Origin of the sequence: Pacificimonas pallii (assembly GCF_019204005.1) — a bacterium.
GTDB lineage: Bacteria > Pseudomonadota > Alphaproteobacteria > Sphingomonadales > Sphingomonadaceae > Pacificimonas > Pacificimonas pallii.
On record NZ_JAGSPA010000002.1, the window covers coordinates 656,486 to 673,422 of the forward strand.

Consider the following 16,937-nt stretch of genomic DNA (forward strand, 5'->3'; position numbering starts at 1 on the left):
GGGGGCATGCCCATCCGTGCCAAGCGCCGTGAGTAACGCTTTGCCGAAAGACGCCGAAGTCGGTATCATGTCCGTCATGCACCTGAGCAAAATCCTGATGACGCTGCTGGCGTTGCTAATTGTGCTGCCCGCAAGTGCGCAGCTGGTGCAGAACCCCTATGCACGGATCGAACTGAAGGCCGGGCCCGCCGAGGCCGGCGCGCGAACGGTCGCGATCGTGATGACGCCGATGGCGGGCTGGCATACCTATTGGAAGAATCCGGGTGCGGCGGGCGTCGAGACACGCGCGCAGTGGGAATTGCCGCGGGGCGCGTCCGCAGCGGATATCCAATATCCCGTGCCGTCTCGCTTCCTTGTGTCGGGCATCATGAATTATGTGTTCGAAGGCGAGAGCGCTTTGCTGGTCGACATGGCCGGACTGCCGCAAACGGGTCCGCACCGGGCGGCGCTGACGCTCGATTATCTGGTCTGCGATGACAGTATTTGCGTGCCCGAAAGCGCCGCGCTGTCCGCGGATTTGCGCGACATCGAGACGAGCGACCGGCAGATCGCGGAATATCGCAGCGCGCTGCCCGCGCGTGATGGCTGGACCGGTCAGTTCGCGATCGAGAGCGATGTCCTGCGCGCCGCCATTTCCATGCCCGGCGCGGCGCGCGTGACCGACGCCTACTTCTTTCCGCTGATCGACGGCGCGCTGGATTATAACGCACCGCAGGCGGTGAGCGTGGCGGGCGGCAAGCTCGTGCTGGAAACGGCGGCCGGATATGATCCGGGTGTGACGGAGATCCCGGGCGTCCTGAAGCTGTTCATGGGCGGTGACGCCGTGGGCGCAGAGCTTCTGCTGAGCGCGGGCGATGTTCCGGCGATGGGGGCACCGCTGGCCGCGGGCGCGCCGCCGGCAGAGAGTGCGGGTGCGCCGTCGCCGTCATTGGCGCTGGCATTCGGGCTGGCCTTGCTGGGCGGGCTGTTCCTGAACGTGATGCCCTGCGTGTTTCCGATTTTGAGCCTGAAGGCGCTAAGCCTGGCAAAAGGCGGCGCATCGCCCGCGGCGGCGCGATCGGAGGCACTGTTCTATACGCTGGGCATTGTAACGACGATCCTGGCCCTGGGCGGCGCGCTGCTGGCGCTGCGCGCTGGCGGCGCGAGTGTCGGCTGGGCGTTTCAGTTGCAGGACCCGCGTGTCGTGGCCGGTCTGTTGCTGCTGGTAACGGCCATCGCCCTGAACCTGGCGGGGCTGTATCAACTGCCCGGCATTTCCCTGTCGGGAGACGGCGCGGCGGCATCGGGCGGCAAATCAGGGGCATTCTGGACAGGCGCGCTGGCCGCCGTCGTGGCGACGCCCTGCACCGGCCCCTTCATGGGCGCGGCGCTGGGCGCGGCGCTGGTGCTGAGCGGTCCGGCGGCCATGGTCATTTTCCTGGGGCTGGGACTGGGGCTCGCCCTGCCCTTCCTGGCGATCGGGTTCGTTCCGGCGCTGCGTCACCGGCTGCCAAGACCGGGGCCGTGGATGGCGCGGCTGCGCAAATTGCTGAGCCTGCCGATGTTCGCAACGGCGCTGGGCCTGATCTGGGTGCTGGGGCGGCAGGCCGGTGTCGACGGACTGGTGATCGGTGTGGGCGCGGCGCTGCTGCTGGGGCTGGCGCTGTGGTGGCTTGGCATGTCGGGCAGAAAGATACTGCCGATGCTGACGGGCGCCGCAGCTGTGATCATCGCCGCGATGGTGCCCCTGAAGGCGCAGGAAGGGGCGGCCGCGGCGGTAACGACCGCCGCGCTGCCGAACAGTGCGGCCTTTTCCCGTGCGGCCCTGCAGGGCCTGCGCGATGAGGGCGTGCCGACATTCGTCTATTTCACGGCCGACTGGTGCATCACCTGCAAGGTGAACGAGAAAGGCGCGCTGTCGGATGCGGATGTCGTGCAGGCGTTTCAGGATGCGGGTGTCAGGACGCTGGTCGGCGACTGGACCCGCGCCGACCCGGAAATCACGGACTATCTGGCGAGCCACGGCCGTGCGGGCGTGCCGCTCTATCTCTATTTCGCGGCAGGTGACGAGGCGCGGCTATTGCCGCAAATCCTGAGTGCCGACATGCTCATCGCCCTCACCAGGGAACCGGACACCGCGTGACGGACCGCCCCCCCCCCATTCCGCCTTACCCGCGAGGTGGACATCACCGGCCCATGGATATGACGACATCGCCGCTCTGGCGAGCGCGGGAGCGATCCGGGCGGCGGATGAAGCGAAGTTCCTCAACTTCGAAAAATCATGTATGTTCGCAAATGAGCAATATGAGGTTGTACGCCGACCGCCGCCAAAGGAATCCGATATGAAACTGCTTTTTCTCACTGCTGCGATGATTGCCCTGCCCATGACTGCGTCCACCGCGCTTGCCGCGCCGAAAATCGGTGCACCCGCGCCCGCATTCACCGCAATGTCCGCCGAAGGCACGCCGGTCAGCCTGTCGGATTACCGGGGCAAGACGGTCGTTCTGGAATGGACGAACAAGGGCTGCCCCTATGTGAAGAAGCACTATGAATCGAGCAATATGCAGGAATTGCAGGCGACCGCGGCGCGCGATGGCACGGTGTGGCTGACCATAAACAGCAGCGCGCCGGGCAAGCAGGGCCATGTCGACAGCGCGGGCGCGGCCGCGGAAATGGCGCATTTCGATACCATTCAGGAGGCATATCTGCTGGACCATGACGGCAAGGTCGGCCGTGCGTACGGCGCAAGCGCGACACCGCACATGTACGTGATCGATGATGAGGGCATGCTGGCCTATATGGGCGCAATCGACGACAGGCCGACCAGCGATCCCGCCGACATCAAAGGCGCGCAGAACTATGTGGCCAGCGCCCTTGGCGCACTGGCGGCTGGTGAAACGCCGTCAAAGGCCGCGACGCGGGCCTATGGCTGTTCGATCAAATATGCCGATTAGCTGAGAGGGACTTGGTCTTCCCCCCGGGTACCGCTATCGAGCGGCGCATGAGCAAGACCATTCGCATCGCCGTCCTTGGCGCGTCGGGATATACCGGCGCGGATCTCGTGCGTCTGGCGCTGACGCACCCGCATGTGGAAATCGCCGCGCTGAGCGCCAATGCCAAGGCGGGGCAGCCAATGGCCGATATCTGGCCGCACTTTGCCGCCTATCCCGAGCTGCCGCCCCTGGTGACGGCGGACGAAATCGACTGGGCGGGCATTGACGTGGTGTTCGGCTGCCTGCCCCATGCGACCAGTGCGGCGCTGCTGTCCGGGCTGTCCGGGCCGCGGATCATCGACCTGAGCGCGGATTTCCGGCTGGACGACGCGGACAGCTATGCCAGATGGTACGGCACGGCGCACCCGGCCCCGCAGCTGATGACGAAGGCTGTTTACGGACTGACCGAATATGCGGCGGAGGAGTTGCCGGACGCGCGCCTGGTGGCCTGTCCGGGCTGCTATCCGACGGCGGCCCTCCTGGCCCTGCTGCCGGGTGTCGACGCGGGGATGATCTCGCCGGAGCGGATCTCCATCACCGCGCTATCGGGCGTCAGCGGCGCGGGGCGCGGACTGAAGGAAGCGAACCTGTTCGGGGAAGTGGCCGAGGCCGTGCACCCCTACGGCCTTTCGGGCCACCGCCACATGCCGGAAATCGAGCAGGAGCTTGGCAAACGCGCCGGACGCGATGTCCGGATCAGCTTTGTGCCCCATCTGGTGCCGATGAACAGGGGCGAGCTGGAAACGATCACCGTTGACCTGGCGGAGGGCGTTACCGCCGAAGGGCTGAGGACGGCGATGGCGCAGCGCTATGCCGGGGCGCCCTTCGTACATGTCCTGCCCGAGGGCAAGGCACCGGCGACGCGCATGGTCCGGGGGTCGAACCATGCCGTGATCAACGTCTTTCCCGACCGCATCGCAGGCCGGGCCATCATCGTGGCGGCCATCGACAATCTGGTAAAGGGGTCGAGCGGCCAGGCGATCCAGAACATGAATTTGATGTTCGGACTGGATCAGACAGCTGGTCTGACGCAGGCACCGCTGTTCCCGTGAGCCGGGAGGTGGTCATCGAGACCGAGCGGCTGATCATCCGCGACTGGCGCGACGACGACCGCGCGGCCTTTGCGGCGCTGAACGGCGACCCCGAGGTGATGGCGACACTCGGCCCGCCCATGTCGCGGGAAACAAGTGACGCGCTCGTCGACGACCTGATCGCCCGCAAGGCCCGCGACGGGTTCACATATGGTCCCGTCGAACGGCGGGAGGATGGCGCGTTTCTGGGGTTTGTCGGCCTGAGCCGGGCGCATGTCGGTCTTGATTTCGACGGCATGGGCGAGATTGGCTGGCGACTGAACCGCGCGTCATGGGGCCATGGCTATGCGACCGAAGCGGCGAAGTCTGTCTTGGCGTGGGCCTGGCGGACGCTGCCCGGTGATCAGGTCATGAGCATGACCGCGCGCATCAACAAGAGGTCGGAGGCGGTGATGAAACGCATTGGCATGCGGCACTGTCCGGAGCGCGATTTCGATCATCCGCGCGTCGCCAGGGGCAGCCCGCTGCGGCCGCATATCTTCTACCTGATCGACCGGCCCTGAGGAGCGCCCCCGTCCGATGCCTGTCCATCGTTTCAATGGCGTAGAGCCACGCATCGCCGAAGACGCCTTTGTCGCCCCCGGCGCGCAGATCATCGGCGATGTCGAACTGCATGACGGCGCAAGTGTCTGGTATAATTGCGTGCTACGCGCGGATGTGCAGACCATCGTGGTGGGCGCGCGGTCCAATATTCAGGATGGCAGCGTCGTGCACGTCACGCGGAAAACACATGGCACGTTCATTGGCGAGGACTGCCTGATCGGCCATATGGCGATGATCCACGGGTGCACCCTGCAAGATCACAGCTTCGTCGGGCTCGGCGCGATCGTCATGGATGCGTGTGTGATCGAAACGGACGCGATGCTGGCGGCGGGTGCCATGCTGACCCCCGGCAAGGTGATTCCGTCGGGCGAATTATGGGCGGGGCGTCCGGCGAAGTTCTTTTCCAAAATGACGTCGGCGCAAATCGAGCGAAACCGTGCGGGTGCGGCAGGCTATGTCGACCTGGCGCAGATGCACCGCGCCGAAGCCGGGGACTAGGTCAGGACGCGTCGAACTGAAGACGGGCAAGGCGGGCGTAGAGCCCGTCCTGCTGGATCAGGTCGTCGTGGCGGCCCTCGGCGACGATGCGGCCATCATCCATGACCACGATCCTGTCAGCACCGCGCACGGTGGCGAGACGGTGCGCGATGACGAGCGTCGTGCGGCCCTGCATCAGGCGTTCGAGCGCGGTCTGAACTTCACGTTCGGACTCGGCGTCGAGGGCGCTGGTCGCCTCGTCGAGCAGCAGGATCGGTGCGTCGCGCAGAATGGCGCGCGCAATGGCGACGCGCTGGCGCTGTCCGCCCGACAGGCGTGTGCCCGCCTCTCCCATGAAGGTATCGAGGCCGTCCGGGAGCGCGCGCAGAAAACCGTCAGCATTCGCATCCGCAGCGGCCCGCCAGATGTCCTCCTCACTGGCACCCGGTCGGCCATAGGCGATGTTCTGGCCCGCGGTCGCGGCGAAGACCACGGTTTCCTGCGGCACGACCGAAAGCCGCTGGCGCAGGTCGGACGGGCGCAGCCTGTCAATCGCGACACCGTCGACGCTGACGCTGCCCTTCTGGGGATCATAGAAACGCTGAATAAGCTGAAACAGGGTCGACTTGCCCGCGCCGGACGGGCCGACGACGGCCACCGTTTCCCCCGCCTTAACATGCAGCGTAAAATCGCTGATCGCGGGAATGGCGACCTTGGACGGATAGGCGAAGGTGACATTATCGAATGCGAGCGTCCCCACGGCCTGCGCCGGAAGAGATGCAGGCACCTCTGGCGCGCGGATGTCCGGCACCTGCTGCAACAGTTCTGAAATGCGGGCAGCCGCGCCGGCACCGCGCATGACGTCGCCATACACTTCGGTCAGCGCCCCGAACGCGCCCGCGACAAGCGCACTGGCAAATACGAAGGCAGTAATCGTGCCGCCGGTGATGCGGCCGTCGATGACGTCGACCGCACCCTGCCAGAGCACGAGCGTGATCGACGCGAAAATCAGGAAGATAACGATGGATGTCATGACCGCACGAATACGAATGCGGCGTTTGGCGGCCGCGAAAGCATCGTCGACGGCCCCGGCGAAACGGGCCGATTCGCGCGGTTCCTGCGTGAACGCCTGCACGATGCGGATCGCCCCAAGCGTTTCGGATACGATGGCGCCGACATCGGCAATGCGGTCCTGACTGGTCCGGCTCAGCGCCTGTACCTTGCGGCCAAGCAGAATGATGGGACCAATGGTCAGCGGAATGACGAGGAACATCAGCCCGGTCAGTTTCGGGCTGAGATAGAAAAGATAGACGACGCCGCCCAGCCCCATGAAGATGTTGCGCAGGGCTACGGAAAAACTGGTGCCCACCACCTGCTCGATCACCGAAGTGTCCGCAGTCAGGCGGCTGGCGATTTCCGACGGCCTGTTATCCTCGAAAAACGCCGGGTCGAGCGACAGGAGGTGACGATGAACGGAAACACGCAGATCAGCGACCACACGCTCACCAAGCCAGGAGACGAAATAGAACCTGACCGCGGTCGCAATCGCAAGAATGATGACGATGCCGATGAGCGCGATGAAATAGGGAGCAATGGCGGACGAATCGTCATTCCCGAAGCCCTGATCGACGACCAGCTTCAGACCCTGCGGGATGGCGAGTGTCGACGCCGCCGCCACGACAAGCGCAACCAGCGCCGCGACGATGGGAAAAGGATAAACCTTCGCAAACTGCCAGATGAGTTGCAGCTTGGAGAATTTACGGCTTTTCGGGGGAAGGTCAGCAGTCGGAATATCAGCCATTTGAGTGGCGCTTAGACGTCACGGCGTGCGGCGTCGAGGGTATATGAACAGGATATCGATTGCGGCGCAGAGGCAAGAGCAGGCACGCGCACGCATCCGGATCATATTTTCGAACCGAAAGCGGCGGCTCCGAAATACGAAGCCGCCGCCGGAAAATCGTTCAAATGGAACCGGCTATTTTTCCTCGCCGGCGTCTTTTCCATCCAGAAGGGCCTCGTCGACCGCCTCGGACTTGCCGCGAATGGCGGCCTCGATCTTTGCAAGCAGCTCCGGATTATCGTTCAGGAATGTCTTCGAATTTTCGCGGCCCTGCCCGATGCGTATCGAATCATAGCTGAACCAGGCACCCGACTTTTCAACGATGCCCGCCTTGACGCCAAGGTCCAGGATTTCACCGGTCTTCGAAATACCAAGGCCGTACATGATGTCGAATTCGACCTGCCGGAACGGCGGTGCGACCTTGTTCTTCACGACCTTCACGCGCGTCGTGTTCCCGACCACTTCGTCGCGGTCCTTGATCTGGCCGATGCGGCGAATGTCGAGGCGGCAGGAGGCATAGAATTTCAGCGCATTGCCGCCGGTCGTGGTTTCCGGATTACCGTACATCACACCGATTTTCATGCGCAGCTGGTTGATGAAGATCACCGTCGTCTTCGACCGGTTGATGGAACCGGTCAGCTTGCGCAGCGACTGGCTCATCAAGCGGGCCTGCAGGCCGACATGGCTGTCCCCCATCTCACCCTCGATTTCCGCACGCGGCGTCAGCGCGGCGACGGAATCGATGACCAGAATATCGACAGCATTGGAACGAACGAGCGTATCGACGATCTCAAGCGCCTGCTCGCCCGTATCCGGCTGTGAGACGATCAGTTCCGCAGTGTCGACGCCCAGTTTTTTCGCATAGATGGGATCGAGCGCATGTTCCGCATCGACAAATGCAGCGGTACCGCCCGCCTTCTGCGCCTCTGCAATGGCATGCAGCGCAAGCGTCGTCTTGCCGGAGCTTTCCGGGCCGTAAATCTCGATAATGCGGCCGCGCGGAAACCCGCCAACACCCAAAGCCAGATCAAGGCCGATCGAGCCCGTCGAAATGGCATCGATCTCAACCTTTTCCTGCTGACCCAGTTTCATGGCCGAGCCCTTGCCAAACGCACGGTCAATCTGCGCGAGGGCGGCGTCGAGTGCCTTTTGCTTGTCCATCCCGGTCTCTACTACCTTCAACGATGCGGCCATAGTCTTCGCCTCCCTAAACGCGGCTTCGCAGCCGTTCAACATGCGTATTTCGTACGCACTTTGTTCTCATGAAGCAAGAAAAAAGTTCTTATAATGTTCCGCCGCGCCGAAACCCGTTATCCGGCAAGCGTATTGCGAACCTTTTCGGTGATTTCGGCGACGGAGAACGGCTTTGCCAAGAACCCCGCATCGTCGATTTCCACAGAAGAGCGGAGCTGTTCCTCGGCATATCCCGACATGAAGATGATCTTGAGGTCGGGGAACAGCGCGCGCGCCTCCGCGACCAGCGCCGGGCCGTCCATGATGGGCATCACCACGTCCGTGATCAGCAGGTGCGGCGGCGTGTCCATGCCGCGCAATATGTCGAGCGCGACTTCGCCGTCGGCAGCGCAGATGACATCATAGCCCTTTCTGGTGAGCGCGCGTTCCGCAACGGCGCGGACCATGTCTTCATCCTCCGCGATCAGGATCGTGCCTTCGCCAAAGCTGACCTCCTCACCGACCTTCTGCGCGGGCGTTTCGTCGGTTTCCGCCAGCGCCTCCTGCGCGGGGAGGTAGATGGTGAACCGGGTACCCTCATCCGGTGTCGAGTCCGCGAAGATAAAGCCGCCGGACTGCTTTACGATGCCGTAAACGGTGGAAAGGCCAAGGCCGGTGCCGCGTCCAACCTCCTTCGTCGTGAAGAAGGGTTCGAAGATCTTCGGCAGGGCTTCGGGCGGAATGCCCGATCCCGTATCGGCAACGGAAATGGCAACATAATCGTCAGGGGGCATCCCCTCGCGGTTGAGGCGCTTGCTATCCTGCGGCGTGACGGCAAATGTCCGGATGGTCAGCGCGCCGCCATCGGGCATGGCATCGCGCGCGTTCACCGCCAGATTGACGATGACCTGCTCCATCTGGCCCGGATCGGCGCGCACCGGCGCCAGACCGCGGCCGTGCTCCACCCTGAAGGTGACACGTTCGCCAAGAAGGCGCTTCAGAAGGTGCGACAGCTCGCCAACAATGTCGCTGACCTGCAGCATCTGCGGTTTCAGGGTCTGCTGGCGCGAAAATGCGAGCAGCTGGCGGACCAGATTCGCCGCGCGATTGGCGTTCTGCCGAACCTGATTGATATCGTCGAAATCGGTATCGCCAGGGCTGTGGCGCATCATCATCAGATCGCAATAGCCGATGATGGCCGTCAGGATATTGTTGAAGTCGTGCGCGACGCCGCCGGCAAGCTGGCCCACGGCCTGCATCTTCGTGGCCTGGGTAATCTGCCGTTCTAGTTTCAGCTGTTCGCGGTTATCCTTGAGGGACAGGACGACTGCCGGACCGTCCTGCCACGGCGCGCGGCCGATGGTCAGCATCACCGGCTCGTCCGGGCGGTGCTTCAGGCGAACGCGAATATCCCTGGCAACGTCCATATTTCGCGCGGCCGTGCGCACCATGTCGGCAACCGCCGCCTTGTCGTCCTTGCCAACAAGGTCGCTGGGATAAATCAGCCCGGTGCTTGAATCGCCGGAAATGCCGGCGGCGACGCGGAACGCATCGTTCATATAGGCAAGCTGCCCGTCGCGATCCGCCAGCGCCAGACCGATCGGGAGAACCCCCATCAGCGCGGGAAGGTCGGTGGGCGCAGGCGCAGATGTCGCCGCAGCCGGCGCATCATCGGCGCGCATCAAGAAGAGATATGCGCCGGCTTCCTCGGCATCGGCATCCTCCATATCCATATCCTCCGACGCGTCCTGATTGCTATTGTCCGTCAAGGGAAGCCGCGTGAGCCGGATGTAGATGCGGTCCGCATCGGGCGTCGCCGGGTGAACCGACAGCCAGTGCCCGCCATCATCATCAAGCTCGACAAGATTGCCAAGATTCAGCGGGATACCCGGCGGCTGCGCGCCAATATTGTCGAGAAACGCCGTATTGCTGGCAAGGACGCGGCCATCCGCGCCCGCCATCACAGTCCAAATCCCGGCATCGCCAAACCAGCCGCCGAGCGGCCCCTCGATCATGTCGCGCGTGTCATCAATCGCCTTGTCGATGTGGTTCCGGCGCAGCGTCCATAATAGATAGTCACGCCCCTGCTCCGCAGGACGAACGGTGATGCGAAGGCGGCGCCTGAGGCCGTCGTCGCCGTGCACCGTAAGGTCCGCAAAGCCCGTGCCATCGCGGCGGGCGGCATCGGCCGCGTTGCGGATGGCATCACCGCCCCTGCCGCTGTCGACGAGTTCGAATGGTGAAGGAAAGCCGCCAGCGCGCACGCCATAGGCCGCATTGGCACAGACCAGCCGACCCTCCCTGTCCGTAATCGCAAGCGAGACCCGCTGCGATTCAAGGGCGGCCCTGACGAGCGCCCAGTCGATACGGCCGCCGCCACGGCGTACCCGGCCAAGCGCGGTGAAATAGGCGACAATGGCGCTGCCGATGATGAGCGCGGCAAACAGCGCCGCGAACTGCCACACCCCCAAGGCATATCCCACAAGGGCGGCGGAACCGATCGCCAGCAGGACGGCCATCCCGATGATGCTCCACATACTGCGCTGCACACCAGGCAGGCGCGGCCATTCTGTGGGGTCAGGGAGCTGGTCGGCGCGAAACGGAGCTTGGGATTCCATGCCCTTTCTCATCCCTTCCGCTCGCGCTTCGGTCAAGGCGCTTACAATGATCGGCGGGATGGGCGGCGCACCATTTTCGCTGCGCTGCCCATCCCCTGATCAGGCGGTCAGAAGCTGTAGCCGACCGAGACCACGACCTGACCATCCGCCACGAACGGAGAGCCGCTGCCGATCACGCGGGTGCCGACCACGTTTTCCCGGGTCTTGCCGATGTTCGTGTCGACATAGGCAACACCGAATTCAAGGCCGACAAGTTCGGCTGACGCCCCGATCGACCAATCAAGATAATTGTCGCTGAAGGACTCGAAACCGGCGGCGGAGACGCCCGTCCCCCCCAGCCCCAGAGCCCCATCGGTGTAACCAAGATGTGCTGAAAGGCTGATGGGCGTGTTCGGTATGCCTGCCCCGAGATCGCCATAGACATAAATATTGTCGTCGCCAATCGAGCCCTGGTCCGGTGCCCAGGCCACGCCAACGGTGGCTTCCGCAGGGCCGATCTCAGCGCCCAGGGAACCGTAGAACTCGACATAGTCGTTATTGCCCGCGGCACCCGGATAGAGATAATAGAGCACGCCGATATCATAGGTGCCGACACCGCCGACGGTGCCGCCATAACCGGCATAGACATCGAGTTCGAGATTGGGATCGCCAAAAGTGCCGAAGCCGCCGAGGTTCGAACCCCAGGTGCCGACATAGAAACCGGAACTGTGCGCCAGATCGATGCCGCCCTGCAACGCCAGTTCCTCGTCGGAAAAGGAAATGCCGCGGAAGCGATAGTCGGAATAAAGGCCGACATTGCCCGACAATTCCCAGTCGCCCGGGATGTCGGTATCGGTCGCGGCGTCAAGTGCGGTATCCTGTGCCGTCACCGCGGTCGCGGCCATCGCGGCGCAAAGCCATGCGCCTGCAAAGGCACTGCGTCTTGGAGCGTTATTCATCATTCTATATACCCTTCTGATTTCAGCTGTTTTGCCGCTCGCCCGGAAGGGAAACAAATCGATCTTGCGCCGATCTGCACCCATCATGGCAAAGGTCCTCATGCCACTCAAGCCTGCCTATTAGGCAGCGCGGAGAATTGCACGGTCCTGATGCAAAATCGTCACAAATTGCATGGCGCTGATGCAAAATCGTCACATAAAAAAGGGGCCGCCCCTCAAAAAGAGGAACGGCCCAGTCAATCCTTGGGGAGGATCGCTCCGAAGAGCATGATCATATTGCATCGCAGCATAACGTGACGCAAGGATAAATATATTACGATTTTTCTGATTCTTATCGTTTCCGCATTGCAGCATTCGCCGGGCACGGTGCCAGGTACGGGTGACGCGCAGGATCGCCGCTGATAAGCAGGCGTGATGAGCGATCTGTTTGTCGGCGCCGACGCGCAGCCTGAAAATTACAACGCCAGTGAAATCGAGGTCCTGGAAGGTCTCGAGCCCGTCCGGCGGCGACCGGGCATGTATATCGGTGGCACCGACGAGCGCGCCCTGCACCACCTTGCCAATGAAGTCATCGACAATGCCATGGATGAGGCCGTGGCAGGCCATGCGACCCGCATCTCGATGCACCTGTCCGCCGATGGCAGCCTGAGCGTCAGCGACAATGGCCGCGGTATCCCGGTCGACGAACACCCCCGCTATCCCGGCAAAAGCGCGCTCGAAGTCATCTTCATGATGCTGCATTCCGGCGGTAAGTTTTCCGGCAAGGCCTACGAAACCTCGGGCGGTCTGCACGGTGTCGGCGTGTCGGTGGTCAACGCCCTGTCGGAAATGCTGGAGGTCGAGGTCACCCGGAACAAGACCGTCTACCGGGCCACATTTTCTCGCGGGGACGTCGTCGACGCGCTGGCGGAGGTGGGAACGGCGACCAATCGCCGGGGCACGCGCATCACCTTCCGCCCGGACGCCGAGATTTTCGGAAGAAAGGCGCGCCTGAAGGCCCCGCGCCTGTTCCGGCTCGCCCGGTCGAAGGCGTATCTGTTCGGCGGCGTCGAGATTCGCTGGACGTGCGATGAGCCGCTGGCCGACGCGGACGTGCCGACGGAAGCGACCTTCAAATTCCCAGGCGGTCTGGCGGATCATCTGAAAGAGCTGGTCGACGACCGCGAATGTGCGACAAGCGACGCCTTTACCGGCAGCGCGGAATTTCCCGATGGCCAGGGCCGCGTCGAATGGGCCGTGGCCTGGCCATTATATGGCGAGGGATCGTCAAGCTATTACTGTAACACGATCCCGACGCCGGATGGCGGCACGCACGAAAATGGCCTGCGCGGAGCGCTGACCAAAGGCATGCGCGCCTTCGCAGAGCTGACCGGCACGAAGAAGGGCGCGCAATTGACCGCCGACGACATGGTCAACGGCGCCGAGATCATGCTGTCGGTTTTCGTGCGCGAACCGCAATTCCAGTCGCAGACCAAGGACCGCCTCACCAGCCCCGAGGCGGCGCGCCTGGTCGAGGCCGCGGTGCGCGATAATTTCGACCATTTCCTGTCGGACGATATGAATCGTGGGCGCTCGCTGATGGGGTTCGCGCTCGACCGGCTCGATGAACGGCTGAAGCGCAAGGCGGAAAAGGAGGTCAAGCGCAAGACGGCGACAAATAAGAAAGGACTGCGCCTGCCCGGCAAGCTGACCGACTGTTCGGCCGGCGGTGCCGGTGACACCGAACTGTTCATCGTCGAGGGCGATTCAGCCGGGGGCAGTGCGAAACAGGCGCGGGACCGCAAGACGCAGGCGATCCTGCCCATCCGCGGCAAGATCCTGAATGTGGCAAGCTCCACCACGGCGAAGATTGCCGCCAATAGCGAGATTGCCGATTTGATTCTGGCCATCGGTGCGGGTGCGGGTGCAACTTATGACGACGATGCCGTGCGCTATGACCGCATCGTCATCATGACCGACGCCGACGTCGATGGCGCGCATATCGCAACGCTGTTGATGACGTTCTTTTTTCAGGAAATGCCGGGGCTTGTGAAAGGGGGCCGCCTGTATCTGGCGCAGCCGCCGCTGTACCGCATCGCGCAGGGCGGCAAGGTTGCCTATGCCCGCGACGACGCGCACCGCGAAGAGCTGATGCGGGTTGAATTCACCGGCAAGGGCAAGATCGATACGAGCCGCTTCAAGGGCCTGGGCGAGATGTCGCCGGGGCAGTTGAAGGAGACCACGATGGATCCCCAGAAGCGTACGCTGATCCGCGTGACCCTGCCGTCAGAATATCAGGCCGGTGCGCCGGTACGCGAGCTGGTCGACAGGCTGATGGGCAAGGATCCGGCCCACCGCTTCCAGTTCATTCAGGACAATGCCCGCGAACTGGATGAAGCGGCGATCGACGCGTAGGGCGCGTGCGCTATGCCGTGAGCGCCGTGACGACCGCCTTCACCTTGGCCTGACGCCAGCGTTCGGGCGGCGCGACGAGCCAGAAATGGTCGTCGCTGGGAATGCCATCGAACAGCTGCACCACACGTCTGGCATTGATATCGTCGCGTGCCAATGTGAGGGGCACGCGGGCAATGCCATAGCCAGAGGCGGCGGCGTCGAGCGCAAGGCCTTCGTCGACGACACTCAGGCCGCCATCCACATCCTTGTGCACCAGGCCATGCCCATCGAACCAGGCCTGCCAGCTTTCGCCGGGATGATGGATGAGCGACAGCGTCAGAAGATCGGCGGGCGCGGCGACATTGGCCGCCGCCGCGGGCGCGGCGACGACGATCACCTGCTCCTCCGCGACCCGTGCGCCCGACAGTTCCTCTTCGGCTGGCAGCGCCCCCCATCTGACGGCCAGATCCATATTGGCGGTCGCGAAATCGGTACCGTCGTCGGTCGGGACGAGAATGAAGCGCTGTTCCGGCGCGTCCGCGCCAAGAGCGGCGAGCCGGGCCGACAGCCACTTGCCGATGACCGCACGCGGCGCGCCAATGGTCATGACCTTGTCGCCCTGCCCCGACTGCATACGATCAACAGCCGTCTCAATTTCCGCAAAGCCGTCGCGTAGTGCCGGAAGCGCCGCCTCCGCCTCGGGCGTCAGTTCAAGATTGCGCGTAAGACGGCGAAACAGGACGACGCCGAGCACCTCTTCCAATGTGCGGATCTGCTGACCGACAGCCGCCGGTGTGACGTGCAGTTCATCGGCCGCCTTCGTGAAGGACAAATGCCGCGCCGCAGCGTCGAAGACGCGCAGACCGTTGAGGGGAAGAAGGCTGCGTTTCATTTCGACGTCTCTCGATATTCAAATATAATTTAATCAGCTGACTCAAATTTGTAGCGTTGCCTCCAATCCTGACATCCGATCTGCGTACCCTGCCTGTAAATCGGTGCGAACCGCATTCTGCGCGCTGCTGCACTTACGGTCTTGTTAAACACGAAAGGAGGAAAGGAGTAAGTAATCCTGGGCGTAATTGCCTTGCCGTCGGAACCAATGTCAAACTCGGAAACAACCTGTCCGCTCATGCCGAGCCGGATCAATATGTCCGGGTAATTCCCGCTTGAAATACCTTTCCGTTCCACCAGCGGGCGCAGGTCCACCAAGGAACATTGATCCGGCGTCAGGCCGCTGTTCGTCAGATAATTTTCAGCATCTTCGAACCTCTTGAGTTCCGCCGAAAGCGACGCGAGCCGCAGATTCGCAAGCTGCATGGACAGACTGGATTCCGGCAGACCTGTTTTCAAGACCGACGCATAATCGGAAAGCGCCGTCCGCTTATCATCCTCGAATTCGCGTTCACGGCCCGCTCGTATGTACAACAGCGCCAGCGCTTCTGCGCGCAGGGGGTCCGTGCTTTTCTCTACATCGGCAATCCTGGCAAGATATTCGTCACGCATCGTAAAGTGCTCGAAGTGTTCAGGAAACGCCCACAATAAGGCGCGTTCGCTTGCCGACCAACCAAGCGAACGCGCGAGCGCGTCGGCTCGTGCCTGAAACGCCTGTGCAGCCTCGCGGTCCGTTTCCACATTGGCGAGCTCTACCAAAGTGATCAGACCGGAAAGACTATCGACCGCATCGGCGGCCTCCAATTTTGCCAGCGCGCCGCGCAGGCGAACACGGAACGACTGATCCAATTCATCATCGCCAGGATACAGAATATGTCGAAACTGGCCAACTTCCTCAAACTTTGAATTGACAAGAGAAAATGCATGATCACCCATGGTTCGCAACTGGCGATCATTCTTATTGGTACAACTGACCTGCACGCGCATCGACGCGCGGAAAAAGCGCGAAACATTCTTCAGATTGGCCGAGTTCCAGGCCGTCTTTCGCATTTCCGAAATAAATTCCGCCTCGATTGCGCCGGGGCGCGAGGAATAAATGGGGGTCACGCTTGCAATTGTTCCGTCTTCAGCGATGCCGAGGTCAAGAATCATGCTGTCCTCGGGCCGCACGATGCCGAGCGGTGCGCATTGCGGTAGTCCTAGCCGATCCGGGGCTGGCGGCGTCTCCTCCATCATGCGGCCAGCCCCTGAGCTTTCAAGGACGAGCAGTGCATCATACCTGCGGCCGCGGAGAAAATCGGGATATGACGCCTCCGCACGCAGGCGCGCATCATAAATGTCGATTTTTCTTGAGCGCCGCCCCGCCAGCGCCAGCGCCTTGTCATAATAATCATCGGCGACGGCCGGAGCCTCGTGATTGAGCGCGATGCGGCCCCTCAATGTGAAGAGGGCGGTGAGCAGTTCTTCATTCTCCTTTGTATGCTCCATGCCCTGTACCTCGGCAATGGCCGCTTCAGCGAGCGCCCGCGCCCGGTCAGGGCGATGGAAGATACTGGATCGCGCCTCTCCCATCTTTGCGGGAGACAATGCCGTGCTCGAGGGATCGATTTCCTCAGCGTGAGCATATGTCGCCGCAGCGATGGGCAGGTTGCCATTCATTTCATATATCGAGGCGAGGGCAATGCTGTTCGCGGCGGCTTCACTGCCGCCACCCTCCGGTAAGCCCTCAAATATACGTGCGGCTTCCTCCAGATCGCCAAGGGCCTGTGCGCGCTGGCCGAAATTGACGAGCGCATCCCCGCGGCGGCTAAGGACGGCTGCGCCGACAGCACCGCCGCGCTGGGTTTCACTGAGGTCGTCGAGCAACGCTCCGAACAGCTTCGCAGCGTCGGCCCAATTCTCAGCCTCATAAGCTGTCTGTGCGGTATCGAATCGGTCCTGAAGACTCTGCGCCGATATGGGCGCCGCGAGCAGGATCGCCCCTGCCAGAGCGGCCGCCTGTGCTGTCCTTCTCATCATCC

The 16,937-nt window shown here is 62.7% G+C and carries 12 protein-coding genes; 6 read left to right on the forward strand and 6 right to left on the reverse strand.

From position 1 onward, the window contains the following. Window positions 1-28: 28 nt before the first annotated feature. The 5 genes from KCG44_RS08280 (at window position 29) to KCG44_RS08300 (ending at window position 5,104) form a co-directional block, all read left to right on the forward strand. Window positions 29-2,122: a protein-disulfide reductase DsbD family protein gene (locus KCG44_RS08280; protein WP_369411949.1), complete on the forward strand. Its 2,094-nt coding sequence runs from the start codon at window positions 29-31 to the stop codon at window positions 2,120-2,122. 199 nt (window positions 2,123-2,321) lie between these two features. Beyond that, window positions 2,322-2,933, forward strand: a complete 612-nt coding sequence (locus tag KCG44_RS08285) for a redoxin domain-containing protein (RefSeq protein ID WP_218445522.1) — start codon at window positions 2,322-2,324, stop codon at window positions 2,931-2,933. Between the two features lie 47 nt (window positions 2,934-2,980). Further along, the gene (argC, locus tag KCG44_RS08290) at window positions 2,981-4,024 is read left to right on the forward strand and encodes an N-acetyl-gamma-glutamyl-phosphate reductase (RefSeq protein WP_218445524.1); all 1,044 of its coding nucleotides are present in this window, start codon (window positions 2,981-2,983) and stop codon (window positions 4,022-4,024) included. Beyond that, the gene (locus KCG44_RS08295; protein ID WP_218445526.1) at window positions 4,021-4,566 is read left to right on the forward strand and encodes a GNAT family N-acetyltransferase; all 546 of its coding nucleotides are present in this window, start codon (window positions 4,021-4,023) and stop codon (window positions 4,564-4,566) included. Before argC ends, KCG44_RS08295 begins: the two co-directional genes overlap by 4 nt. A 16-nt stretch (window positions 4,567-4,582) precedes the next feature. Then, window positions 4,583-5,104, forward strand: coding sequence for a gamma carbonic anhydrase family protein (locus KCG44_RS08300; protein WP_218445527.1), 522 nt, complete (start codon window positions 4,583-4,585; stop codon window positions 5,102-5,104). A gap of 1 nt (window position 5,105) precedes the next feature. Here KCG44_RS08300 and KCG44_RS08305 read toward each other — a convergent pair whose 3' ends face one another. The 4 genes from KCG44_RS08305 to KCG44_RS08320 all read right to left on the reverse strand — a co-directional run bounded on the left by KCG44_RS08305 (window position 5,106) and on the right by KCG44_RS08320 (window position 11,655). After that, a complete protein-coding gene (locus KCG44_RS08305; protein WP_218445529.1) occupies window positions 5,106-6,884 on the reverse strand; it encodes an ABC transporter transmembrane domain-containing protein in 1,779 nt (592 codons plus the stop codon). Between the two features lie 174 nt (window positions 6,885-7,058). Then, window positions 7,059-8,117 carry a recombinase RecA gene (recA, locus tag KCG44_RS08310; protein ID WP_218445531.1) on the reverse strand — a complete coding sequence of 353 codons (1,059 nt, stop codon included), beginning with the start codon at window positions 8,115-8,117 and terminating at the stop codon, window positions 7,059-7,061. 116 nt (window positions 8,118-8,233) lie between these two features. Then, entirely contained in the window at window positions 8,234-10,714 is a 2,481-nt protein-coding gene (locus KCG44_RS08315; RefSeq protein WP_255536399.1) for a hybrid sensor histidine kinase/response regulator, read from the reverse strand. A 107-nt stretch (window positions 10,715-10,821) separates the two neighbouring features. Further along, window positions 10,822-11,655, reverse strand: coding sequence for a TorF family putative porin (locus KCG44_RS08320; RefSeq protein WP_255536400.1), 834 nt, complete (start codon window positions 11,653-11,655; stop codon window positions 10,822-10,824). A gap of 408 nt (window positions 11,656-12,063) precedes the next feature. Here KCG44_RS08320 and parE point away from each other — a divergent pair, with 408 nt between their 5' ends. After that, the gene (gene parE, locus KCG44_RS08325; RefSeq protein WP_439651436.1) at window positions 12,064-14,046 is read left to right on the forward strand and encodes a DNA topoisomerase IV subunit B; all 1,983 of its coding nucleotides are present in this window, start codon (window positions 12,064-12,066) and stop codon (window positions 14,044-14,046) included. Between the two features lie 10 nt (window positions 14,047-14,056). Here parE and KCG44_RS08330 read toward each other — a convergent pair whose 3' ends face one another. Both KCG44_RS08330 and KCG44_RS08335 read right to left on the reverse strand, forming a co-directional pair. Continuing rightward, window positions 14,057-14,917, reverse strand: coding sequence for a LysR family transcriptional regulator (locus KCG44_RS08330; RefSeq protein ID WP_218445535.1), 861 nt, complete (start codon window positions 14,915-14,917; stop codon window positions 14,057-14,059). Window positions 14,918-14,946: 29 nt separating this feature from the next. Continuing rightward, entirely contained in the window at window positions 14,947-16,935 is a 1,989-nt protein-coding gene (locus KCG44_RS08335) for an energy transducer TonB (protein WP_218445537.1), read from the reverse strand. Between the last annotated feature and the right edge of the window lie 2 nt (window positions 16,936-16,937).